The organism is Lewinella sp. IMCC34191 (assembly GCF_003390935.1).
Lineage (GTDB): Bacteria > Bacteroidota > Bacteroidia > Chitinophagales > Saprospiraceae > Neolewinella.
The window spans coordinates 87,519-107,350 of record NZ_QNQZ01000010.1 but is presented as its reverse complement, the minus strand read 5'-3'; the positions used below and the strand labels follow the sequence as shown (position 1 = coordinate 107,350).

The 19,832-nt window shown below is 56.6% G+C and carries 13 protein-coding genes; 5 read left to right on the top strand and 8 right to left on the bottom strand.

From position 1 onward, the window contains the following. Positions 1 to 38: 38 nt before the first annotated feature. A complete protein-coding gene (locus DRW39_RS17960) occupies positions 39 to 1,208 on the bottom strand; it encodes a hypothetical protein (protein WP_157976202.1) in 1,170 nt (389 codons plus the stop codon). A 70-nt stretch (positions 1,209 to 1,278) separates the two neighbouring features. Further along, a complete protein-coding gene (locus tag DRW39_RS17955) occupies positions 1,279 to 2,481 on the bottom strand; it encodes a porin family protein (RefSeq protein ID WP_116108462.1) in 1,203 nt (400 codons plus the stop codon). Positions 2,482 to 2,883: 402 nt separating this feature from the next. On the opposite strand from DRW39_RS17955, the gene DRW39_RS17950 reads away from it, so the two are divergent. Together DRW39_RS17950 and DRW39_RS17945 are read left to right on the top strand one after the other, a co-directional pair. Next, positions 2,884 to 3,327, top strand: coding sequence for an energy transducer TonB (locus tag DRW39_RS17950; protein ID WP_116108461.1), 444 nt, complete (start codon positions 2,884 to 2,886; stop codon positions 3,325 to 3,327). A 150-nt stretch (positions 3,328 to 3,477) separates the two neighbouring features. Then, a complete protein-coding gene (locus tag DRW39_RS17945) occupies positions 3,478 to 4,233 on the top strand; it encodes a LytR/AlgR family response regulator transcription factor (RefSeq protein ID WP_116108460.1) in 756 nt (251 codons plus the stop codon). 40 nt (positions 4,234 to 4,273) lie between these two features. On the opposite strand, the gene DRW39_RS17940 is transcribed toward DRW39_RS17945, so the two are convergent. From DRW39_RS17940 to DRW39_RS17925, 4 genes are all read right to left on the bottom strand, one after another. Continuing rightward, the gene (locus tag DRW39_RS17940; protein WP_116108459.1) at positions 4,274 to 5,683 is read right to left on the bottom strand and encodes a B12-binding domain-containing radical SAM protein; all 1,410 of its coding nucleotides are present in this window, start codon (positions 5,681 to 5,683) and stop codon (positions 4,274 to 4,276) included. Positions 5,684 to 5,734: 51 nt separating this feature from the next. Further along, positions 5,735 to 6,937: a hypothetical protein gene (locus DRW39_RS17935; protein WP_116108458.1), complete on the bottom strand. Its 1,203-nt coding sequence runs from the start codon at positions 6,935 to 6,937 to the stop codon at positions 5,735 to 5,737. Between the two features lie 101 nt (positions 6,938 to 7,038). Further along, positions 7,039 to 7,740 (bottom strand): alpha/beta hydrolase, encoded by a 702-nt coding sequence (locus DRW39_RS17930; protein WP_410503603.1) that lies wholly within the window; start codon positions 7,738 to 7,740, stop codon positions 7,039 to 7,041. 240 nt (positions 7,741 to 7,980) lie between these two features. Further along, positions 7,981 to 11,289, bottom strand: a complete 3,309-nt coding sequence (locus tag DRW39_RS17925; RefSeq protein ID WP_116108456.1) for a VPS10 domain-containing protein — start codon at positions 11,287 to 11,289, stop codon at positions 7,981 to 7,983. A gap of 649 nt (positions 11,290 to 11,938) precedes the next feature. Between DRW39_RS17925 and DRW39_RS17920 the strand changes: the two genes are divergently transcribed. Further along, positions 11,939 to 14,053, top strand: coding sequence for a T9SS type A sorting domain-containing protein (locus DRW39_RS17920; protein ID WP_116108455.1), 2,115 nt, complete (start codon positions 11,939 to 11,941; stop codon positions 14,051 to 14,053). A 590-nt stretch (positions 14,054 to 14,643) separates the two neighbouring features. Further along, positions 14,644 to 16,893 (top strand): CHAT domain-containing protein, encoded by a 2,250-nt coding sequence (locus DRW39_RS17915; protein WP_157976200.1) that lies wholly within the window; start codon positions 14,644 to 14,646, stop codon positions 16,891 to 16,893. Here the strand turns inward: DRW39_RS17915 and DRW39_RS17910 are convergent. Then, positions 16,879 to 17,817, bottom strand: coding sequence for a hypothetical protein (locus DRW39_RS17910; protein ID WP_116108453.1), 939 nt, complete (start codon positions 17,815 to 17,817; stop codon positions 16,879 to 16,881). The two genes, DRW39_RS17915 and DRW39_RS17910, sit on opposite strands and share 15 nt — an antisense overlap. A 141-nt stretch (positions 17,818 to 17,958) precedes the next feature. Beyond that, on the bottom strand, positions 17,959 to 19,254 hold the full coding sequence (locus tag DRW39_RS17905) for a S8 family peptidase (RefSeq protein WP_116108452.1): 1,296 nt from the start codon (positions 19,252 to 19,254) through the stop codon (positions 17,959 to 17,961). A gap of 340 nt (positions 19,255 to 19,594) precedes the next feature. Between DRW39_RS17905 and DRW39_RS17900 the strand changes: the two genes are divergently transcribed. Continuing rightward, positions 19,595 to 19,774, top strand: a complete 180-nt coding sequence (locus DRW39_RS17900) for a type I restriction-modification enzyme R subunit C-terminal domain-containing protein (RefSeq protein ID WP_116108451.1) — start codon at positions 19,595 to 19,597, stop codon at positions 19,772 to 19,774. The last annotated feature ends 58 nt before the right edge of the window (positions 19,775 to 19,832 follow it).

Sequence of the window (19,832 nt, the reverse complement as noted above, 5' to 3'; positions counted from 1 at the left end):
TCAGCGTCCTCTGTGGTGAAAAATGGCGCGCCAGCGCCTCAGGTCTCATCCCCCGCAAACAACACATTCCGCACCACCGAACGCGAGTCGGCCGACCCACCCAACGAACCCGATAGAATACCCACGGCGGCCAGAAAAATGACCAGCCTGACATGAGCGTCCACGGTGGCCCCGTCGCGCGCCGACGTCCAGGTACTCATGAGCGGGTCGGGAAAAACGAAGAGGACGACGCCGTACATCAGCAAGCCGAAAAACACGAATAGGCAGAGCAGCGTAAGCACCAGAGCCAGGGCGGTGGCTCCGGCCGTAACGACGGCGCTTTCCGAGATGTCTCCCCGCCGGGTCGCGACCAACCGGAAGGAAAATGCCCGGTAGAGGACGAAGGTGCCCGCCAGAAAGCTGGACACGACGAATACCGTCAGCTGGGTCGGAGCAACGGAGGCGGCAAAATCCCACGTCTCGGCCCCGAAGATCAATAGCACGATAGCGGAAAGGGCGGTGGCGATCATCCGTGGCAGACGGGTAGCCAGCCGCAGGGGGTTAGCACGCAGCGCTCCCCGAACAATGCGAGGTACGTTGCCGATCGTTTGCCGCAGAAAGAACAGCAGATGGCTGCCGCTCGAGTACCGGTCGTTAGCTTCTTCCGGTAAGCGGGAGGCCATGAGATTGTATTGCTCGTCCGTAAACTGCCGCATCTTGTCCAGGTCGGCGGGGACCTCGATTCGCGCGAGAAAGCTCGATGGCTCCGCGGCGTAGGGCAAATTCAGCAGCCGGCCGAAGCAATGGAGCATGAGCGACCCGAGGCGTTCGGCCATTAATTCCCGGTCGGTGGTCTGGGCCGATCCGAGGTCGGCAAGCCGGCGGGTGGAGAGGATGGCCACGTTGGTCAGCTGGGAAGGGAGCCCCAGCAGGTAGGATAGTGATGGCGCGGCGATCTCCACCTCGGTGACGATGAGCAGGAAGGCCAGCCGGCGCTCCGTTTTTTCCTGAATGCCGAGCTGCACGAAGTCGAGGGCCTGGTACCCGTTCTCCCGCGGCGTGAGGGGCGGCCCGTCGAAAGTGAGGGAAGTGACCTGCAGCCGGGGTTCCCGCTCCACGTACCGGGTGAAGCGCTCGGTAGCGCGTTTGGTGAGGTGACTGAGGTCACGGTCGTCGCGGCCGGCGACGTCCATCTTCATAATACCGACAACAATGGGACTGGGCGTCATGGGGTGAATATCGGGCCTATTGCCGGAACGGTTTTTTTACCTGCGCTCCGCCGCCCGAACCCAAAGCGCCCTAGAAAGTATAGCCCACCTGCAAGTAGGGCACCCGGAAGTCGGTGGTGATGGTATTATGGCGGATGCTGCTGGAGTGCGTACGGTATCCCCCGGCCAGGGTCCAGTGAGAACGGTAGCGAATCCCGACTTCTCCGGTGAAGGAGAACATACCGTGCATAGGCAGGTCGTAGTGAGACTCCCGGTCGATGTTTCCCAGGGTCAAGGTGTGGCCCAGTCCAACCGTGCCAAACAGCTGCAGGCCACCGGAAAGGAAGCTGTAATACCGGAAGGCGACGGGCAGTTCGATCGCGTCAAATGCAACCTCCAGGGCGTGTTCGCGGCCGCGTCTTTGGTAAGTACTGGAAGTAGCGTACCGGTAGTAGCCCGGCCGGAAGAGTAAAGCGAATTTGTGGCCGCCGAAGGGTAGAGTATACTCCATATCCACACCCACGCGTGGGATCAACTGATGGTCCATTTCCGGTAGTGCGTCGTCGTCGCTTAGGTCCTTCATCTGAAAGGACGTACGGTAGGCGGCCAGGTTGGCGGTGAAGCGAAGCGGCTTGCGGTCGGAGGGTGCATCATTATAGCTGACATACGGTTGGCCAACGCACTGATTGTATTCGCTGACGATCCCCGCCAATTCCTTCAGCGTATATTTTACCCGGGTGGGGATGCGAAAATCCGGATCGCAGCGCAGCGCATCCGCGAGTTGTTTGGCATAGCCGCGGTTTTCAAACAGCTGGCCGTCCTGCAACACGCGGGTATAGGTCAGTTGACTCGGCACTTCCTCACCGACGGCCAGGAAGTATTTGGTCACTTGGGGAGCAAGGTAGCTATAGAGCGTGGCCGGCCCGGCAATCTCAACGCGCAACAGGGTTCGTTCCCTTTGGGCTTGGGGTACCTTATCCGAAAGTACCTTGATGTCCGTAGATGACTTTTCAATGTCAACCTCCCGGTTTTCGTACCGGGCCTTACCGTCAATGCCGAACGCTTCCAATTCGTCCGTGGCGCGGACAGTGATGGGACCGTCGTCGGAGGTCTTCACGGATATCTCTTTGGGGTGGTAGCGCCAACCTTTGTTGAGAATAAGCACTTCGGTGCGCGCCCCGCTGGTTTCCACCAGATAGCCTGGTTCGTAACGTTGCTGGGCCGGTAAGAGCGAAAAAAGGAGGAGGTAGATTAAGACAAGGGAGTAACGCAGAGAGAAAGGTGCATTAGTCATCAGGGTAGATGGCGACGGTTGGCCCAAACGATCTTGTTTGGGATCTACGGGTCTGCCTCTACGAAGTTAATCCGCGGGAATTGTGTCCGTAGCGCTGCATCACATATTTTTATTTTGTGATTTGAAGTCGGTCAGTAGCTAGTGTTTTGGGGGGGTATCGCCCTCGCATGCTCCCATAGCTCGACCTACACCGGCTTCTCCACCGCTCCGCTCTGGCGGGGATTACTGGCAGGTGTATACTGAGCACACTTTGGCGATGGGAAGGGAAAAGGGCGAGGAACGACCGCTAACGGCCACTTCTCATCCATTCGGAAAGGGAATACGACGGTTCGGAAAGTATCGCTGGCTTCACGACTAGGGAGATACGTAGTTCGGGGTAGTTCACTACTCAATCCCTGCGCAATGAAAATACTCTTCACCTTCCTGGCCCTCGCCCTGTGGCTTTTGGTTACCGCCGACCTCACCGCCCAGGTGGTAACAGCCTACTTTCCCGCCTCTGAAACCACTGCCGACAACCAGCCGGCGCGCACGGCGATCGACGCAGCAGTTCATGCGGCCCCCAGGCTAAAGGGGACGGAACTGTCCCTGGAAGCCTACATCGCTGGGCGACTGCGCTACCCCGATTTGGCGCTGGATTATGCAGTGGAGGGCGAAGTAGTCATCAGCTATACCGTCCAGACTGACGGCCGAATGACCGATCTTGCCGTCCACAAGCGCCTGGGGTTTGGTTGTGACGAGGCCGCCCTGGCCGTTTTTGAAGATATGCCGCGCTGGCAACCGGCCATACAAGACGGAAAGGCCGCGGCCGTGAGGTGCTATACCCCAATAAAATTTCATTTGCAGTGAACGCGTTGGTGCACCCAAGAAGGGCGGCAACTCAATTGCGCGATGACCGGTAGGTATCCCTACTTCGGACCATCCCCGTTCCAATAATTTTGCGGCGGAGCGCAGGTAAAAAGACCGTCGGTTGTACTTTAAAGGAACAAACCCTCGATCGTGTCTCCACCCGTATCCGTCCTGATAGTGGAAGATCAGATGATCATCGCCGCCAATATCAGCATGTACCTGGAAAAACTTGGGTACGGCATAGCGGGTATCCTACCCCGTGGCGAGCAGGCCCTTTATCACTGCCGAAGGAACCCGCCCGATATTCTGCTCCTGGACGTTCAGCTGAAGGGGGAGCTTGACGGCATAGAGACGGCCGCCATCCTGGAAGCCGAAGGCATTCGTATCCCGACCATATACCTCACGGCCAATACGGATGCCACCACCTTTGAGCGAGCACGCCGGACTTCGCCACACGCCTTCCTGGAAAAGCCCTTCCACGAAACCAAACTGCACCGGGCCATCGCCCTGGCGGTACAGCTGCACGCGGGATCCGCAACTGCTGCGTCGGGTACGCGTGTACCTACTGTGGCGGAAGAACCGCAGGTGCTACGCGACCGCATTTTCGTGCGACATAAAGACCAGATGGTTAAAGTGTTTTTGAAGGATATTTGCTACGTAAAGGCCGAGCGCGCCTACTGCCTGATTAAAACGGCCGTAACGGAATACACCCTCAGTATATCGCTGGCGCGGCTGGCCGAACAACTAATTTCCGAAGACTTCCTGCGCGTGCACCGATCCTATCTCGTTAACCTGCGGCAAATCGATGCGGTAGCCGACGGTCACCTGGTCATCGGTCAGGATTCCATACCCGTGAGCCGCGGGGAGCGGGAGGAGCTGATGCGACGGGTGAACCTGGTGCGGTAGGCAGGTCATTTGATTCGGCCAGGGTAGGTGCATGCGGTACTCAAACGGTGAGAGTGCCCACTGGTTGCCCCTCCGGCGCGGTAGAAGACGGCTGTCTGACCTTACTCAGGATACCTTCTAGCAGCGGCAGCATATTATTGAGATTGCCGGTTTTGATGAGGAAATTCCAAAGGGGCTCGAATTTTTTCCAACCCCCGGAGTAGAGCAGGTGCTTCATTTTGTGCTTCACGGTGGGGTGGACATTGCTGGCGGCAAATACATTAGGCCAGCTGTAAAAATTCCGGTAGGCCCAGTCATTACCCTCTTTTAGCGCTTCGGGCGAGAGTTTGGCGGTTCGGTAAACGACGTGGCGGGTATCGTATAGGTCCCAATTGCGGGTGGTGATCCGACCGGCCGATTCCATATCTCCGAACAGTTTGGTGCCGGGATAGGGCGTCAGAATGTGATAGGTAGCGGTGGTCAGGCCGTTCGTGACGCCCCAGTCAACGGTTCGGCGAAACACGTCGGTTTCATCATCGTCCAGGCCGAATACGAAACTTCCGTTAATCAGCACACCTAGGTCATGGAGCCGCCGGGTGGCTGCCTCGTAATCTTTCTTGAGGTTTTGCTTTTTGTTGCTTTGTCGGAGGTTTTCCGGAGAAAAGGTTTCGTAGCCCACGAATAGGCTCCGCAGACCCGCCGCCGCGGCTTTTTCGATGAGATTCCCCCGGAGGATACTATCGATGGTGGCGGCCGCCTGGAAAACCCGGTTCATACCCCGCATACCATCGAAGAGGGCGGTAGCGAATTTAGCGTTGCCGAGCAGGTGATCGTCCAAAAAGTATAGGTGACGTCCCGGCAGCCGCTCGATTTCGGCCAGCGCATCGTCTACGGCCTGTACGTAAAAGGATTTGCCTCCCGTAAAGAAGGCATCCTTATAGCAAAAATCACAGTGGTGCGGGCAGCCCCGCGTTACGACAATGGAATTGGGAACCAGATAGCGACGGCGCTTGATCAGGTCACGACGGATGGGCGGCACCTGCGCCAGCGTGCGCTTCGGGGAAAAGTAAACCGGCTTAGCTTCCCCCCGCTGCCAATCGGTCAGAAACTGGGGGAAGGTCTCTTCTCCCGGCCCCAAGAAGATAGAATCGGCGTGGGGAGCGGCTTCTTCCGGCAGTGAGGTAACGTGCAGTCCGCCCAGGCAGACATAGCAGCCGAGAGCGCGGTAGTGGTCCGCTATCCGGTAAGCCCGGTAAGCGTTGGTGATATAAACCTGAATGATGACAAGATCCGGTCGATCATCGAGGCTAAGCGTTTCTACGTGCTGGTCCTGCAAGTCTACCTCCCAGTCATCCGGCAGGTAGGCCGCCAGCGTAGCCAATCCGAGCGGCGGGAAAAGCGAATATTTGATGGGCCGCCAGAAGGGGCTTTCCGCTTCGGCGAGTGCCGGCAGGATCATTTTTACGTGCATCCCTTCAAGATATGAATATGCCCTCGCATGCTCGATGGCATCGTCTACGCACTAGGGCAGCGTATAGCCGGTGGTAATCCGCAGCCCCGACGTTCGGGCACTTAGGCTTTCGCCGGGCAGCGTATTCCCGTGGGCTTCGTAGCCGATGGCCAGATTGTACAGACCCCGGTAGCGCACGCCTACTTCGGCGCAGGCCGATAACGTGCCCTTCATTTTCGATAGTTCCTGGCCGTTCTCGTGCAGCTTGCCGAAGGGCGCGAGCAGGCCGATACCGCCGGTGGCGAAGACGTTGATGTCCTCCTGCAGCGGATGGTGGTAGCGTAGGGCTACCGGAAGATCCAGGGCGGCATATTCCATTATGTATTCGGATTCCGGAGATTCGGTAGGGGTAGCGTGACCGGAGAAGCGGTAATAGCTCGGTCGAAAGATCGCGGAAAGGGTATGGCCGCCGTACGAGAACATGTATTCGGTTTCCACGCCGAGCCGGAGGACCGAGCGGTTTTTAGAATCCACGATGCGCTCGTGGTTCTCGCGGTCGGTAAGCTTGAAGTCGGTGTGGTATATGCCCGGTTGCAGGGTAACGAGAAAGGAATTTTCTCTGGCGGGCTCATTTTCGTAGATCGTATGGGGGCCGGCGTAGGCGCAGGTATTGTAGGCGGAGACGATGTCCCGTAGGTCGTCGAGCTGATATTTCAAATCGCTAGGAACGGAAAATGCGTTCCCGCAGGCCAGCATCCGATCGAGTTGCCGGACGAAGGTGCGGGTTTCCGTGAGGTTGCCGTCTGACGCCCGGTGGACGGTATACACCAACTGGGTGAACTGGCTATCGTCGAGTGAGATGAAGTATTTGTTCACCCGCGGTGCGAGGTAGCTATAGAGCGATGCGTTGCCTTCCACTTCCACTCTGAGCAGCACACGCTCGACTTCCTGAACGGGGCGGGTAGTACTGCGGGTACTACGGCTCACGGAAGATTTCTCGATGGCTACGTGCCGGTTGATATACCGGGCTTTTCCGTCGATGCCAAACTCGCGAAGCGCCTGCGTCGGGACGGTAATGGGCTCCTGGTCCGCAGTCCGTCGAACCAGGATTTCCGCAGGATTATGCCGCCAATCTTTATTTAGGATCTCCACCGCCTCCCGTTTGCCGCTTCCGTCAATCAGGTAACCCGGCTCGTACGTTTTTTGGGCAAAGCCGGCCACCGGTAAGCCGAAAATCAGGAGTAAGGGGAAGAACCGGGAAAAACGAATTTGCATAAATTGTATGTGAAAGTTGCTCGACTGGAACGAGATAGTGACCACCCCGACACCCCATGCCCGAAATTTTAAGAGAAATGATCGGGGCGGGAAGGGGACACTTACTGCAAATGCCGTTTAACGAAATCGAGCACTTCCGCTTGGTAGGCCGCTCCTTCGGGAGCGGGATAGTTGCCGTGGGTGCCGCTTGGAATGATGCGTAAGGTTTTGTCCGTCGAGCCCAGATGCTCGAAGTTGCGGTAGGCGTGTGAGACGGGGATGTTGGTGTCTTTCTCTCCGCGGGACATTAGTATCGGAACGGTAATACGTTCCGCGGCCATTTCGGGGCTAACGTCCGTTGGGTTGAAGTCCGCGATTTCAGCGGCCCGGTTAAGGGTGTAGTCGGTGATCCGCTGCGGGAGCCAGCCGCGAAAGTACCGGTGGGCGTAGTCTTTGGTGACGTCGGGAAAGTCCGCGAAGGTTTCGTCGATGACCCCGAAGTCGAGTTGGTCGGTGGCGGCTAGTGCCTGGAGGGCGATGGCACCGCCCATGGATTTACCCAGGATCCCGATGGGAAGGTCGCCGCCCGGTTCTCCCCGTAGTTGGTCGACGATCGCGGCTACGTCGTTCTTTTCGTAGTAGCCGTAGGTGGCGTAACCGCCCTCACTGCGGCCGTGGGCTCTCATATCGATGGCCAAGGTGCGAACGCCGATGGCGGCAAACTGCTGCTGTAGGTCGTAATAGCGCTCCTTACAACCGCTCTTACCGTGGATCAGGAGCACGGTACCCCGCAGGCTGTCGGGCGTGATCACGTTGGCGGGCAGTAAGATGCCGGGAGCGGGGGGTGAAGGTGCGGGTAGTGATCGCCTCGGCTTCCACTCGGGGGCAGGGCCGGCTGTACGGCTTGTAAATCAACTTGGGAAGCAGGCTGCGAACACCCAGAAATAGTACCAGACTGACGAGAAGAAGAAGGCGAATGAAACGGTGCAGCGCGGTTTTCATAGGTGGGTTAAACTACGGTCGACCCGCCGGCAGACGAGCTACGCTCGGCGGACGGCTGGAGCTTACTCGCGGGACCAGTCGGGCCAGCGGCCGGGGGTGTAAGGGGCGCCCTCGGCTTCGAGTTCCTGTTCCAGTTTGCGTACGTCGGTATCGATGGCCTTCAACTCATCCAGGAGAGGTGCAAAGGCCTCGGCGGCCACCCGGTAGCTTTCCTTGAAGGTTTCGGTGGGATCGCTGGTGACATTCCACATCCCGTACTCGACGCTGCCGATGCGGCCGGCTACCGAGGGGGCGGTTTCCATTTTCAGGGAGCTACGTGTACGGTCGCCGTAGAGTTCCGTGGTGAAGTTGGCCAGTCGTTCGCGGAGGTCGTAGAGGGAGGTAAGGGCGGCTTCGGGGCTGGCGGTCGTCTCCAGGGCGGCGGTTTCCAGGGCATCCAGTCGATCGTCGAGGTTACTGCGAATACCGGAGACGGCGCTGAGTGCCTTGCTAAGGTCCATCACGTCGCGGACGAAGGCGTCGTACTCATCCCAGTCCTCGGTGGGGAGGGTGGCCTGGTCGAGGTACTTGACGCGGAATTCGACCGGCTCGGCCAGCTCGGTGAGTTCGCCGTCGAAGAATTGGCTCATGGCTACAGTGTAGTTGCCCGGGGGGACCAGCGGGCCCATGGACGCACTACCGAAGAGTTGATCCGGTGCAGGGGTGTAGCGACCATTGACCGGGTCCGCAGGGGGATAGCGCAGGTCCCAATGGATCTGGCTTAAACCTGCGCTCGCCGCCCTTTTTATTTGCCGAACGACTTCACCCTCCGCGTTGCGAACGGTGAAGAGGAGGAAGGGATCCTCCTGCCGCTGCTCGAGGCGGAAGGAGTCGATGCTGGGATAGTAGACGGATTCCTTGCGGGCCATGATCTCCTGCTCGCGTTCCTGGCGCTGTTCCTTGATGGTCTTCGGTACCTCCTTGACGTAGTAGGTGAAGGCGGCGCCATATTCCGGATTGTCGGAGCGGAAGTAGCTGCTGCCGAGGTGGCCCTTGTCGCGCAGCCCGAGGGGTGCCCGTTCGATATACAGCCAGGGGTCGCGGGTGGCCATGAGGGCCGCGTCCTGCTCGAAGGTCTGCTCGTCGAGGTTGCGGAGGGGGCTGTAGTCGTCCAGCACGTAGAAACCCCGACCGAAGGTAGCGATCACCACGTCGTTCTCCTGCCGCTGGATCTCGATGTCGCGCACGGCGATGGTGGGGAGGCCGCTACCGAGCTCTACCCAGTTTTCGCCGCCGTCGGGGCTGAAGTAGGCCCCGAATTCCGTACCGCAGAAGAGCAGGTCGGGATCCTCGTGGTCCTCGGCGATGGTGTAGACGCTGCCGCGCTCGGGGAGGGTGCCGGCGATGTTGGTCCAGGTGGCTCCGCCGTCGCTCGTCTTCAGGAGATAGGGCTTAAAGTCACCGTATTTGTGGTTGTTGTAAGCGACGTAGGCCACGTTGCGGTCGTGGAGCCCGGCGATGACCTGGTTGACGTAGCTCATGTCGGGGATGCCGGTGAGGTTGTCGAATTTCTCCCAGCTTTCGCCGCCGTTGGTGGTTTTATGGAGCAGGCCGTCGTCGGTGCCGACCCAGAGCAGGTTCTCGTCCAGGGCGCTTTCGGCAATGGTGGTGGTCTGCCCGAAGATGGAGGTGGAACTATTCTTGGCGATGGCGTCTACGCTCCAGACCTGATCCATGACCGGCAGGGTGTTGCGGTCGATGCCGCGCGTCAGGTCCGGGCTGATGAGGCGCCAGCTGTTGCCGCGGTCGTCGGTGCGGAATACTTTATTGGCGCCGAAGTACAGCCGCGTCGGCTGATGGTGACTGATGGTCAGGGGGGCGTCCCAGTTCCAGCGCAGGGCCTCGTCGTCAGCCCCCTCGGTAGGTTGAATGTAGAGGTGTTCGCCGCTGCGCCGGTCGAAGCGGTTGAGGCTGCCGTACTGCGCCTGGGCGTAGATGATGTTCGGGTCGGTGGGGTCGACCTGGGATTCGAAGCCGTCGCCGGTGCTGGTGATGTACCAGTCGCTGTTCACGATGCCGTTGACGCTGGTGTTCTTATTGGGGCCGCCGAGACTGAGGTTGTCCTGCGTACCGCCGTGGACGTGGTAGAAGGGCCCGGACTGATCCGTCGCCACCTTATAGAACTGGGTTACGGGTAGATTCTCTTTGAAGTGCCAGGTGCCGGCGAAGTCCCAGGTTTCGTAGACGCCGCCGTCGCAGCCCACGAGGAGGTGGTCGGTATCAGCGGGATCGATCCAGATCGCGTGGTTGTCGATGTGCTTGTTCAGTTCCCCGAGGTTGCGGACGGTCTTGCCGCCGTCGTCGCTGACTTTATAGTAGGTATCGGTGATGAAGATGCGGTCAACATTAACCGGGTCACAGGTAAGCTCCTGGTAGTAGTTGCCGCTGGTGAAGGTGCCACTCTGCTTGCTCCAGCTTTCGCCGCCGTTGTCGCTGCGGTAGATGCCGCCCTTGCCGTCAGGGGCTTCGACTACGGCGTATACCACGTCGGGATTAACGGGAGAGACATCGATGCCGATGCGGCCGAGGTCGCCGCCGGGGAGGCCGCCCTTGAGCTGGGTCCAGGTGACGCCGCCGTCGGTGGTCTTGTAGAGGCCGGATTCCGGTCCGCCGCCCAGGTAGGTAAACACCTTGCGCTGCCGCTGGTGGAAGGCGGCGTAGAGCACGTTGGGGTCGCGGGGGTCCATGCGAAGGTCGTTGCAGCCGGTGTAGTCGCTGATTTGCTTGCTGGTTTCCCAGGTTTCCCCGCCGTCGGTGGATTTATAGACGCCGCGGTCGCCACCGTTGCTCCAGACGGGTCCGTAGGCGGCTACCCAGACGATGTCGGAATCGGTGGGATCCACGAGAACATTAGCGATGTGCTCTGACTCCTTCAGGCCCATATTCTTCCACGACTTCCCGCCGTCGGTGGATTTGTAGACCCCGTCGCCGTAGCCTACGGAGCGCTGGTTGTTGTTCTCTCCGCTGCCTACCCAGACGGTCTGGTGATTATTCGGGTCTAGCGATACGCAGCCGATGGAGTACGAGCCCTGTCTGTCGAATAGGGGCTCGTAGGTGGTACCCCGGTTTACGGTCTTCCAGACGCCGCCGGAGGCGGTGGCTACGTAGTACTCGCTGGGGTTGTCGGGGTTTATGGCAAAGTCGGCTACGCGTCCGGAGGTTACGGAGGGGCCTATGCTGCGCCACTTGAGCGCACTGTACGTGCTGGATTGGAGGTGGGTGGGGGTTTCCTCTTTAGCCGGTTCTTCCTCGGGGGTGGCTTTTTTGCCGCGTTGGGCGGTGGTGGGGAGGGTTAGGAGGCAAACAAAGAGCAGTAGGAGGTAGTAGCGCATGGTTAGGGGGAGCTGGTGACTAAGGGGCAGAACGTCAGTGGTTTGGCCTCAAACTTAAGAATTGCCGGGCAGTTTTCGCCGTCTGCGGTAGCAGGCAGCCAAGGATAGCGGGTACTGCCCGGCTATACCCTCAGCCTTCATTTTTTGGCGACGGAGCGCAGGATAAGGGGTATTACCGAGATCGATATGTACATATGCCCATCAATCATATGCGCTTTTCCGTAAAGATTTTCGCATATACGGTACGCAAAAGTGGGCTGCAGATTAAATAATATTTGCTAAGACAAGTATATTTGCAATAGATGAATTGGCAAAAATATTCTTTGTATTGAGAAAAATATTGTCAGAATATCTTTCTATACTATGAAGCGGTGTATATATTTGTTGCACACTACGACGAACACCGCTAAAAAGATGACCGCACGCCTCATCGAAACATTCTGAGGCGATTTCCGGACTCCGTACCCACATACCGACTCTGAATGACTCGCCCTCCCCACCTCCTACGGATAGGAAGGGTGAACTACGCCCCGCATGTAACTGCTGCACTGCCAGCCTGACCATCCCGGCTTATCGGGTGGTATCCAGCATATCCATTCTTTCTACTCCCATTCGGTTGCCGCCAACTGAACTAAACCCCCTTTGTAATATGAAACGAATTCTACTTTTTTTTCCGGCCCTCTTACTTTGCTCATTGATTTTCGGGCAGGATGGGAATGAGCCTAATAATGGGTTTAGCGAGGCTACGGTCGTTTCGCTTGAGGCACTCGCCGCCGGTATAGAAGGGTCAATCGATCCTATTGGGGATAATGATTATTTCGCGTTTGAAGTGCCGCGTGCGGGGTCGGTCATTGCGGACGTTACGGGCGTCCGGGGTGGTATTGAAATGGAGATTACGCTACTCGGAGCGGACGAACGGGAAATCCTGCAGCGCTACGGGTCGAATGACGGGCCGGTAAACCTGACTGAGTTGGTTTGTGAACCGGGAATGTATTACTTACGCCTAAAGGACCGCGGCGACAACGAGACGAGCCCTGAACGCTACCGCTTGACCGTCGTACTGGACACCACAGATGTTTACGAATGCAACAACAGCTTTGACGATGCATCTCAAATCGAATTTGGAGCACTCATTGATGGTCAAATTTTAGGCACCGCGGACGCCGATTTCTTTGCGTTCGAAATGCCGCGAGCGGGGTCGGTCGTCACGGACGTTACGGGCGTCCGGGGAGGCATCGAAATGGAGATTACGCTATTTGGGGCGGACGAACGGGAAATCCTGCAGCGGTACGGGTCAAATGACGGTCCGGTGAATCTGACTGAGTTAGTCTGTGACCCGGGGACCTATTACTTGCGTCTGCGGGACAGGGGAGACAATGAGACAAGCCGGGAACCCTATCGCCTTACCGTAGCTCTGGATACCACGGATACATACGAGTGCAACAACAACTTTGACGAGGCCGCTGCAATCGAATTCGGAGCCTTCATTGACGGTCAGATATTGGGCACCGCGGATGCCGATTTCTTTGCGTTCGAAATGCCGCGTGCGGGGTCGGTCGTAGCGGACGTTACGGGCGTCCGGGGAGGCATCGAAATGGAGATTACGCTATTCGGGGCGGACGAACGGGAAATCCTGCAGCGGTACGGGTCGAATGACGGTCCGGTGAACCTGACCGAGTTACTATGTGACCCGGGAACCTATTACGTACGCCTGCGGGACCGGGGAGACAATGAGACGAGCCGGGAACCCTATCGCCTTACCGTAGCATTGGATACCACGGATACGTACGAGTGTAACAACAACTTCGACGAGGCCGCTGCGATCGAATTCGGAGCCTTCGTTGACGGTCAGATATTGGGCACCGCGGACGCCGATTTCTTTGCGTTCGAAGTGCCGCGTGCGGGATCGGTCATCGCGGACGTTACCGGTGTACGGGGTGGTATTGAAATGGAAATCACCCTGTTCGGGGCGGACGAACGGGAAATTCTTCAGCGCTACGGGTCGAATGACGGCCCGGTGAACTTGACTGAGTTACTCTGTGACCCGGGAACCTATTACGTACGCCTGCGGGACCGGGGAGACAATGAAACGAGTAGGGAACCCTACCGCCTAACCGTAGTACTGGATACTATGGATTTGTATGAATGCAATAACGACTTTGCCTTGGCTACCACCGTGTCACTTTGCGACACAATTTATGCTAGTATATTTCCTCAGGGGGATCAAGATATATACAGCGTTTTAGTGGATAATAGCGATACAGTAGTTATCGATTTCGGCAATGCAAATCCGGATATATTTATATCTCTTTATGCTTATAATGCAACATATGACCAAGTGCAATTACAACAAGACCAACCGGGCGATCCGATTTATTTAATCGCTCAAGACAGTGGACTATACTATGTACAGGTAATCGCGCAAAGCAATAGTCAATTTAGTCAACAACTTTACTCCCTAGTTTTCCAAACCACCGAAGGCTGCACCACCACCAGCACCAACCAAATCCTCACACAAGGCGCTATCCGTCTCTCCCCCAACCCCACCCAAAATAACATCACCGTCACCTACGGCACCCAACTAGCCGATAAGCAACCCACCCTCCGCATCTTCGGTGCCGACGGCCGGCAACTAGCCGACTACCCCCGGGTAGAGAGCGGTCGATCGCTGGACCTGACGGGGCTGCCCAACGGCTTACTCTTGTTCCAGTTCCGGGTGGATGGGGAAATGACTACGCTACGGGTGGTGAAGGAGGGGCGGTAGGGCTATGCAACGACTCTCGATGTAGTTCCACTTTCGGGGGTAGCTACTATACTAGCTACCGGGTGGGAATATCTTGCTACAAGGGCCATGCAATGATGTTCCCACCCGGTCCGCTGGCTAGATTACCGCTAGAAGCGGGCCGTGGACGACGATACTGCTAGCACCATGGCAACTAGCGGGAGCTGAGACCACAGCCGAATTTGGGCAAGAATTTGTTCGCATGCCGATGCCTCCAACTCGAAATAGTCAAGGCTTGTAGCTTTATTGGTACTGTCATTTACCCAAGGAGTATGCCAAAGCTGGAATATCGGCTCGAACAATTCGTACATTTTTCGAAAGCAGCATTCTTAGTCTGCTTCCCATTGCTAGTATACCTAAGCGGTTGCCGCCAGGATCAGGAGGTAACCTTGACCCTGTTTCGGTATGAGACTACCGCTGCAGACTCCCTGACCCGACTTCGCTCGGATTATGCCGCACTGGATCTGCAAGAAGGACTCCGTCGCGCGCGTTGGCTCGCTACATACGTTTCCGCCCATTCGGATTCTATATCCGCCACGACTCGGACCGAAGTTTTTCAGTATGCCGCGCTATTGCATTTCGAATTTACTCGCTACACCGATTCCATCCGTCATTATACCGATCTAGCCCTGGCAAATTTCCCTGCATTCGGGTCAGATCAGCTCCGCGCCCGCCAGTACCTGTGTCACGCCTACGTCGCCTACTTCGACTGGTCTTGGATCGAGGTAGACGTAATGGCCGCCGCGGGCATCCGTCTGCTTACGCCGGCAAGAGAGGAAGAGCGGTTGCTTACGGCGCTTTTACTGAACATCCAGGGCAGCGCCCGTCAGCAGCGGGGTTCAATATTGCGTATCGATGAAGATAGGTTGGCGGAATGGGAGCGGGGCTTGGAGGCGTTGGTGGAAGCTTATACCCTGCTCGGCGATCGGCCGTCGCCCTGGCGATCGATTATTCAGGAAAACCTCCAGATCGCACTGAGCAGGTACGCTCCTGGTGAGGACCCAACGCCTGAAATACTGACCAGGCTGCCCCCCGCCCCGACTGAACGTCCCGGCTACGTCAACGTTCATCGGGCCCCGGCGAAACACCAACTCCTTCACGGCCACCCGGACACGGCCCTATACCTCTTCGAACAGATGATAGCAAAGGGACCCTATTTCCGGCAGATAATCACTGAAGAGGGGTTCTACGGTATCCGTAGAGAGAGCCTTCTTCTTGGAGATTACGATAAGGCCCTCGCAAGTAGTCGTAATATGTTGGATTACTTTGATTGTTGTACAAAGGAGTATGCAATTTCGGAGGTCAGTGACTGTACACAACATGTCCGGTGCTCTTTCGTAGTGTCCGAGCACGCAGAAATTTACCTCCAAAGGTACCTGCAAGAGGGTACTTATACCGACCTCCAGCGAGCCTACATCTATAGCCAACGGTCCGTAAAGCGGTACACGGATGCATTGGCAACGGTGAGTGAAGAGTCGCTTTTTAACCGGCTCACCACGCTGGGTGAGCGGTTGATCCGTCGTGCGCTCACCGCGGCTTTCCACTACCATGATTATCACCGGAACGCGGAAACGCTGCAGTCGTTATTGACCATTTTAGAATTGGGGAGAACGCACATGTTGTCCATGGATCTTCAACAAGAGCAACAGCTGTCTGAAGAGCGCATCGCGAACGAGGTTAGCCTCGCCGGTTTGAAGCTCAAGTACGCCAAACATCTAAAACTTTCCGTACCCGAGATCAATCAGTTTGTCCGGATCGTACAGGCTCACTCACTTCACCAAAGAGCCAATGTCACCGACCGCTCGGATCGACTCAGTTTTTCCGTAGAAGATATCCAACGCGCACTGCGTAGAGATCAGTGCTTTATCGAGTTCGCTGATTCGGGCGACGATGTTTTTGCCGTTTACGTGGATGCGGATTCCGCGCTGGCGTATAAACTCGACGTGCCGCTCCGGACGCTGCAGAACTGGGTAGCCGAATTCACTGCAGCCTGTACCGACGTAAACCGAATTTCTCCGGTTGCTGATACGCTGTTTAATGCAATCTTCGGGCCGGTGTACGATGAGCGCTTACGGCAGCGTACCTCTATCCTCCTGTCTCCTTCAGTGACCCTCGGCCTGATGCCTTTCGCGGCATTGCCGTTACCGGGTAAGCAGCTGATGGTGGAACGCTATGCGCTCCGGCAGGTGGATAGTTGGCGAACTTTCACGCTGACGGGTGCTGCGCGTACTCCTCCTATACCATCTGCCAAAACCGTCTCGGTCGGATCTTGGGTACACCCCGGTTTGACGAATTACTTCTCAGTGCTTACGGATAAGCTGCAACAGGATCCGCAACTTCGGTGCCGATTCTACCTGGGTGAGGAGAGCACTTCGCGGTCGCTACTCCATGATGCCATAGATTTTGACTGGCTACAACTAGCCGTTCACGCCACCGGCAATCCATTAAAATTGTACGAAAACCACCTCTATCTAAGCACCACGGACAGTTTGAACGGGCGGCGCATCGATCATCTTCCGCTTACGGCCAGACTGGTCGTGCTGGCGGCCTGTTCCGGCGGGCAGGGATTTACCAGCGGACGGGAAGGTACATTTAGCCTCCGGCGCAATTTTAAGCAGGCGGGCGTTCCCCACGTTGTTTCCTCTCTTTTTGATATTCCGGCGGCGGCCACGGCGGCTATTCTTCCTGAGTTTTACCAGCATCTGCTCGAGGGCGCCACGGCCGAGGATGCCCTGGCGCGGGCCCAACGCAAATGCCGGTCCGGAGACCTAGGCGGCAGGTGGGTTGCCCCCGTCTTCTGGGCCGGGCTAATTGTTAGTTAGGTTCTGCAATTGATCGTAGACATCTTTACCAAAGGATTTACTTACCGCGACATCGGGACCGTCGAAGAAATAGGGGGAGGGCACGGGGAAGTCCACATTCTCGATGACCGTCTCCTGGAGGATGGCATCTAGTTTCTCTAAGTGCTTTTTGCTCTTGGTAGGCAAAGTGAGCCAGACAATACTCCCATCCGGGCCGTCTGTGGCAAGGAGGGGGACAGGCGAGTTTTTGAGCTCTTTTTTTAGCTCGGCGAAGACCGTTTCCAGGTGGGTACGGTTGTTTTTAGCCTTGCGCTTTGGATCGTGACGACCGTAAGTCTTTTCCCAATCCCACATCACCGCTAAATATGTCCGGCTGCCGTCCGGTCCGTACGCCAGCGTGAGCTTACAGCACGGGTTTCCACCACCCCCGGAGGTACCATATCCGCCAGCCATACTTAGTAATTGGGCCATTACAGGAGTGGCGCCTGCCGGCAAGTCGGCGATGTCGGGTACCGTTCCGTACGCACAAGGATGTATTTTCGCAAAGGAGGAATGATACACCGGATCGTCGGGAATGTCCCCATCTTCGTACACGTCGACCAGCAGGACTTCACCTGACTCGATCGTATGGCCGTCTTCATCCGCTTCCGCCACTGTCAATAATGGCGTTTCTGCCATATCTTTTTGCCCCTCCGGCGTTACGTTTTTAATGCGGTACATATTTCTGGGCAAAACCAGAGTACGTAGTCGGCACCTGTGGCGTTCGCCTTCACTGTATGTAAAAGGAGTAGTTCGGTCGGAAGTGAGCCGGAAGCAGAATGTGCCGTTAACCAAAGTGGGAGATAATGTATCCAGGTCGACACTGCCTTCCGGTGTGGTGCCGTCCATGCCGGCTAAAGGCTTTTTAGGATCGTAGTTATCTAGACTTGCTTGAAATACATTCATCGGTATAAGTTGATGTGGTTCAAAAAGGTATTTACATTTTCTCGAATGCGTGGGTAAGCTTATTTTTTTGGTTGTGGCTTTTCAAGTCGCGACAATAGAGCGAAAACGCGCGTAGGATCAGCTAAGCTCTGGTGAAGTAAATCAGACCGCGTTGTGAGGTGATTCACCACCGCTGTCCAGCATCTTTTCCCAGGCAGTATCCACTCGAACTAAGCCGTGTCCGGTTTTGGCGTTCCATCCCGCTACGTCCCCGATTTGCCTGGCTGTTTCATTGAACAATCGCCTCGCCTGTAACCCATCCAGCTTATTATTCGCTTGTTTCAACAGGGCGGCGGCACCTGCCACTACCGGACAGGCGGCTGAGGTGCCGGTGTAAATTTTATCAGAGCCGTTAAAGTGACTCAGTCCACAAATATCTGGTTTCAAGGGATGGAGGGCGGCTGGCCCTTGGCTGCTGTAGCCTATAACCCCGTCGTTGCAGTTTATTGCTCCGACGGTAATCACCTCCTCCAATCCGTTAGCCCCCCAAATGCTTTTGCCCGGCCCACTTTCGCCACATCTAGAGTCAGGGCAGTTTTCTCCACAGTTACCCGCCGCGAATACTACGATCATTCCCAATCCAATTGCCTTTCGCACCTTTTTGGTAAAGAGGTGATCGAAGGAGCTGGCATACTCGATGAAATCTTCACTCTCTTCCCGATGGTAAATCCCCCAACTGTTGGAAAGAATATGCGGCTTGCCCGTTTTTTGGTATCTATCCATTGCCCATTGAAAGCCACGTATGGCGTCCGAAATCAACGCGTCGTCGCTTAATCGTATATCGTACAATTCCGCATCGGGAGCGATGGCCAGAACAGTGGTGGCTACCATTGCACCGTGTCCTTTCCAGTACGCGCGATTTCCCCAGTTGTCCGGACAACCATCCGTTACGTTCCGTACCCCGTACTCCCCATGCCGCTCGGCGGAAAGGAGACCGGCATCGACAATCCCGACAGCAATTCCCTCTCCCGTAATACCATTTTCCCGCAACCGATCTGCGCCGATTTTCTTCAACACGGTGTCGAAGTCCCCTTTCCCGTTTTTCAAATCGCAATCGTAATCCGGAAAGGAAGAGCTAGTGGAAGACGAAGAACTTGGCTCCTTACGACCGTCGCGCACTTCAAAGGGGGCTATCCGGGCATCCTGATACACGGCCACTACCCGCGGGTCTCTTTTAAGTATTGGCAGGTCACCAGTTTCTATCGTAGCCCGTCGGATCCACGTAGTCTCGGGCGGCAAAAAACCTTGGTCTTCGCCTTCCATAGGGATGGGAGGGTATTCCGGATCGAGGCGAAGGGAAGGGATATTATTTTTCGGGGAAGGCAATTCATCCGGGGCAAACGCGGATTCTTCGGCGTCAGCTCGGAATTCGATGAGAATGTTGACGGATTCGGCCATCGGTATTGTTTACATCGGAAAGCGCGCCGCACACTCAGCGGAAGGCAGGGAATATAAGCCTGCCGCCCCCCGCGGACACGGTTGCAGCACGAGCAATTAAATGGCGTGCTTTCACGCTAGCAAATTATTCAATTCCTTTCCGGTCGGTCCTCCCTAGATGTAATGAATCGGACTTTTGTCTGTACCCCTTTTACACCTTCCCCGTCTTACTGCGGGTTGGTGGGCTGATTGAAAATTGTATGGCGGCGGAGCGCAGGAGAAACGCAACCTATAAACCACCAGAATCCCCCCGTTCCCTACCTTTCCCCCTTGATTATCGCCCCCCCTCCGTGCCGACCAAATGACCGTCATCGACAACATCATCCGCTACCTCACCCAGAACGGGACCATCGAGCCGAAGATGCTCTTCGAGCCCCCGTTTACGGATCAGCACGATGAGGGGGTGTTGGGGTTGTTTGACCAAGCCTCCAGTCGGCGAATTTTGGGGATTTTGCGGGAGGTTAATGGGAATGTAGGGTAGGGGGTTAGTCTAAGAAGGTTGTTCCCGTTGTTTAAGTCTGAAACGCCATCAATCGGGT